The sequence below is a fragment of the Ornithinicoccus halotolerans genome (assembly GCF_009602535.1).
GTDB lineage: Bacteria > Actinomycetota > Actinomycetes > Actinomycetales > Dermatophilaceae > Ornithinicoccus > Ornithinicoccus halotolerans.
The window spans coordinates 1-4,233 of sequence record NZ_WIQI01000160.1; the positions used below are offsets into that span (position 1 = coordinate 1).

General features: G+C 73.1%; 5 protein-coding genes. All 5 read right to left on the reverse strand.

The window, feature by feature from the left end; translation table 11 throughout:
- Positions 1 to 171: 171 nt before the first annotated feature.
- From metK to mihF, 5 genes are read right to left on the reverse strand one after another with little or no spacing between them, the layout of a single operon-like run.
- The gene (metK, locus tag GFJ45_RS15320; RefSeq protein ID WP_153398762.1) at positions 172 to 1,389 is read right to left on the reverse strand and encodes a methionine adenosyltransferase; all 1,218 of its coding nucleotides are present in this window, start codon (positions 1,387 to 1,389) and stop codon (positions 172 to 174) included.
- A gap of 46 nt (positions 1,390 to 1,435) precedes the next feature.
- Positions 1,436 to 2,707, reverse strand: coding sequence for a bifunctional phosphopantothenoylcysteine decarboxylase/phosphopantothenate--cysteine ligase CoaBC (gene coaBC / locus GFJ45_RS15325; protein ID WP_153398765.1), 1,272 nt, complete (start codon positions 2,705 to 2,707; stop codon positions 1,436 to 1,438).
- Positions 2,708 to 2,714: 7 nt separating this feature from the next.
- Positions 2,715 to 2,978, reverse strand: coding sequence for a DNA-directed RNA polymerase subunit omega (rpoZ, locus tag GFJ45_RS15330; protein ID WP_153398771.1), 264 nt, complete (start codon positions 2,976 to 2,978; stop codon positions 2,715 to 2,717).
- Positions 2,979 to 2,991: 13 nt separating this feature from the next.
- Entirely contained in the window at positions 2,992 to 3,582 is a 591-nt protein-coding gene (gene gmk / locus GFJ45_RS15335; protein WP_153398774.1) for a guanylate kinase, read from the reverse strand.
- A 57-nt stretch (positions 3,583 to 3,639) separates the two neighbouring features.
- Positions 3,640 to 3,957, reverse strand: coding sequence for an integration host factor, actinobacterial type (gene mihF, locus GFJ45_RS15340; RefSeq protein WP_153398768.1), 318 nt, complete (start codon positions 3,955 to 3,957; stop codon positions 3,640 to 3,642).
- Between the last annotated feature and the right edge of the window lie 276 nt (positions 3,958 to 4,233).

Here is a 4,233-nt window from a genome sequence, read left to right on the forward strand (position 1 = left end):
ACCGGTCGTGATGGTCAACTGGGAGTTCTTCGACAACCAGACCCCCGAGACCACCAAGGAGCTGGTCGACCGGCTCCTCCCCCGCCCGCGCCTCGCCGGCGGCCTGCTCGTCCGCACGGGGTGGGTGGTCGGGCAGCCGCAACCCGTCCAGCGGCAGCCGGCCCTCGCCGGTCACACCGCGGCGCGCAGCGCCTCGACCCGGTCGGTGCGCTCCCAGGTGAAGCCCTTCAGCGCGGGGTCGCCGGTGCGTCCGAAGTGCCCGTAGGCCGCGGTCTGCTGGTAGATCGGCCGCAGCAGGTCCAGCTCGTCCACCAGCGCAGCCGGCCGCAGGTCGAACACCTCGTGGATGGCCCGCTCGATGCGGTCCTCCGGGACGGTCTCGGTGCCGAAGGTCTCCACGTAGAGGCCCACCGGCACGGCGGCGCCGATGGCGTAGGCGACCTGGATCTCGCACCGGCGGGCGAGCCCGGCGGCGACCACGTTCTTGGCGACCCAGCGCATGGCGTAGGCGGCCGAGCGGTCGACCTTGGAGGGGTCCTTGCCGGAGAACGCGCCGCCCCCGTGGCGGGCCATGCCGCCGTAGGTGTCGACGATGACCTTGCGGCCGGTGAGGCCCGCGTCCCCCATCGGGCCGCCGATCGTGAACCGCCCGGTGGGGTTCACCAGCACCCGGTAGTCGCTGGTGTCCAGCTCGACGCCGTCGTCGCGGGCCTGGTCCAGCACCGGGGTGATCACCCGGGCGACCAGGTCCGGCTCCAGCTGTGAGCTCAGCGAGATGTCCTCGCGGTGCTGGGTGGAGACCACGACGGTGTCCACGCGCACCGCCCGGTCGCCGTCGTAGCCGATGGTGACCTGGGTCTTGCCGTCGGGCCGCAGGTAGTCCAGCTCGCCGTGCTTGCGGGCGTAGCTGAGCTGCTGCGCCAGCCGGTGCGCCAGGTAGATCGGCAGCGGCATCAGCTCCGGGGTGTCGTCGCAGGCGTACCCGAACATCAGCCCCTGGTCACCGGCCCCCTGCGCGGCGCGGGCATCTTCGACCGTCCCATCGGGGTGGCGGCTCTCGTAGGAGCTGTCGACGCCCATCGCGATGTCGGCTGACTGTCCCCCGATCGACACCTCCACGCCACAGGTCCGGCCGTCGAAGCCCTTGAGGGAGTTGTCGTAGCCGATCTCCAGGATCGTGTCGCGCACGATGGTCGGGATGTCGGCGTAGCCGCTGGTGCGCACCTCGCCCGCGACGTGCACCAGCCCGGTGGTGACCATGGTCTCCACCGCCACCCGGGAGCTGGTGTCCTGTCGCAGCAGCTCGTCGAGGATGCCGTCACTGATCTGGTCGCAGATCTTGTCCGGGTGCCCCTCGGTCACGGACTCGGAGGTGAACAGGCGCGTCACGGGCGGCTCCTTCTGGCGCAGCGGCTGCTGACTGACCGGCTGGAGTCTACTGGCCGCCGCCGACAGGCCCGCCGCGCAGGGCGAGCAGTGAGACGACCTCGTCCCAGACCGCCTCGGCCACCGCGGCCTTGGCGGCCGGGCCCACGGTGCGCGGCTCCGACCGGTCTGGGCGAAGCAGGTGCACGGTGCTGCGGTCCTGCCCGAACGTGACGCCCGGGCCGACCTCGTTGGCGACCAGCAGGTCACAGCCCTTGCGCTCGAGCTTGGCCCGGGCGTGGGCGAGCACGTCGCCGGTGTCGTCGCCGGTCTCGGCGGCGAACCCCACCACCACCGGCCGGCGCCCCTCGCCCCGGGCGCGCACCAGCCCGGCGAGGACGTCGGGGTTGCGCGCCAGCGCCACGGTGGGGGCCTGCTCCTCCTCCCCCGCGGCGTGCGACTTCTTGATCTTGGCCGGCTGGTACTCGCGCGGCCGGAAGTCCGCGACGGCGGCGGCCATCACGACCGCGTCGGCGTCGGTGGCCGCGGCCTCGACCTCCCGCTGCAGCTCCAGCGCGGTCTCGACGGGACGCAGCTCCGCGCCCGCCGGCGCGGGCAGGTCGACGTTGGCCGCCACGAGCGTCACCCGGGCGCCGCGGCGGGCGGCGACCTCGGCGAGGGCGTAGCCCTGCTTGCCCGAGGAGCGGTTGCCCAGGAACCGGACCGGGTCCAGCGGCTCCCTGGTGCCGCCGGCGCTGACGACGACGTGGCGCCCGGCCAGGTCTGGCTGCGGGCCGGCCCCCGGCGCCTCGGCCAGCCGGGGCAGCAGACCACGGGCGGCGGCGTAGATCTCCTCCGGCTCGGGCAGCCGGCCCGGCCCGGTGTCGACACCGGTGAGCCGCCCGGACGCCGGCTCGAGGACGTGCACGCCCCGCTCCCGCAGCAGCCGGACGTTGGCGCTCGTCGCCGGGTGGGTCCACATCTCGGTGTGCATGGCCGGAGCCAGCAGCACCGGGCACCGCGCGGTCAGCAGGGTGTTGGTCAGCAGGTCGTCGGCCAGCCCGTGGGCGGCGCGCGCGAGCAGGTCAGCGGTGGCGGGCGCCACCAGCACCAGCTCTGCCTGCTGGCCGAGCCGGACATGCGGCACCTCGTGCACGCGCGACCAGACGTCGGTGGCGACCGGCCGCCCGGACAGCGCCGCCCAGGTCGGTTCCCCCACGAACCGCAGCGCCGCCTCGGTGGGGACGACCGTGACCTCGTGGCCGTCCTCGGTCAACCGCCGCAGCAGCAGGCAGGCCTTGTAGGCCGCGATGCCGCCCGCGACCCCGAGGACCACCCGCATGCCGGGGTCAGCCCTCGGGCTGGGAGGTGTGCAGCTTGTCGTCGTTGATCTCGCGCAGCGCCACGGACAGCGCCTTGTCGGTCACGTCCGACTCCACGAGCGGGCCGACGTACTCCAGCAGGCCCTCGGACAGCTGGGAGTAGTAGGCGTTGATCTGCCGCGCCCGCTTGGCGGCGTAGATGACGAGGGCGTACTTGGAGTCCGCCTTCTCCAGGAGCGAGTCGATGGGCGGGTTGGTGATGCCCTCGGGCTTGGCGGTGGTGCCGATCACGTGGAAGGTGTCCTTACCGGTCGGTGGAAGTGCGGTGGTCAACCAACAATGATACGAGTTCCTCGCCGGCGCGGGCCACCCGGTCGTTGACGATGGTCACGTCGAACTCCGAGGCAGCGTCCAGCTCGGTGCGGGCGGTGGCCAGCCGCACCGTCCGCTCCTCCTCGCTCTCGGTGCCCCGGCCGGTGAGCCGCTCGACCAGGTCCTCCCAGGACGGGGGGGCGAGGAACACGAACAGCGCCTCGGGCATGTGCTGACGCACCTGCCTGGCGCCCTGCAGGTCGATCTCCAGCAGCGCGGGACGGCCCTCGGCGAGCACCCGCTCCACGGGGCCGCGGGGGGTGCCGTACCTGGCGCGGCCGTGCACGACCGCCCACTCCAGGAACTCACCGCGCTCGCGGAGCCGCTCGAACTCCGTCTCGCTCACGAAGTGGTAGTGGACGCCGTCGACCTCGCCCGGGCGCGGGGCCCGGGTGGTCATCGAGACCGAGACCCAGATCTCGGGGTGGTGCTGGCGCACGTAGGCGGCCACGGTCCCCTTGCCGACGGCCGTGGGGCCGGCGAGCACGACCAGTCGGGAGGGACGCCCCCGCTGGTCGGCCAGCTGCTGTGGTCGGGTGGCGGTGTCGGGCTCGGTGATGGGGGCGGTGCCGGTCACCCGTCAGGACTGGTTGAAGCGCTCCAGCAGCGCCTGGGTCTGGTTGGCGCCGAGTCCGCGCACCCGCCGGGTCTCGGAGATGCCGACTTCCTCCATGATCTGGCGTGCGCGGACGCGGCCGACCCCCGGCATGGACTCCAGCAGCGCCGACACCTTCATCTTGCCGATGGTGTCGTTGTCCTTGCCCTCGGCGATGACGTCCTTGAGCGACCCCTGCGAGTTCTTGAGCCGGTTCTTGACGGCCGCACGCTCCCGACGGGCGGCGGCCGCCTTCTCGAGTGCCTGGGCGCGCTGCTCTGGAGTCAGCTGGGGAAGGGCCACGGTGGTCTCCTTGGTCACTGCGACGGTCAGGACTGGTGTCGCTGCGCACGCACCGGCACCACCTGCGAACTTAGCGATTCCGCCCCCACGGTGCCAACCCGCCTGGCTGGTCTGTTCGCTGCTCAGCGGGCCAGGGCTCGCCGCAGCGCCTCGGCCTCCCGCTGGGCCGCGGCCCGCAACCGGGCCGGCTCGGGTCCGGCGGGTACTCCTCGTCGGTGACGTGCTCGCCCCACTCGGTTTCGGGGACACCGGCGTCCGGGCCGGGAGACTCCCACA

Excerpts from the sequence above, each read along its gene's own strand:
- coaBC (WP_153398765.1), bottom strand. The coding sequence starts at position 2,707 with ATGCGGGTGGTCCTCGGGGTCGCGGGCGGCATCGCGGCCTACAAGGCC.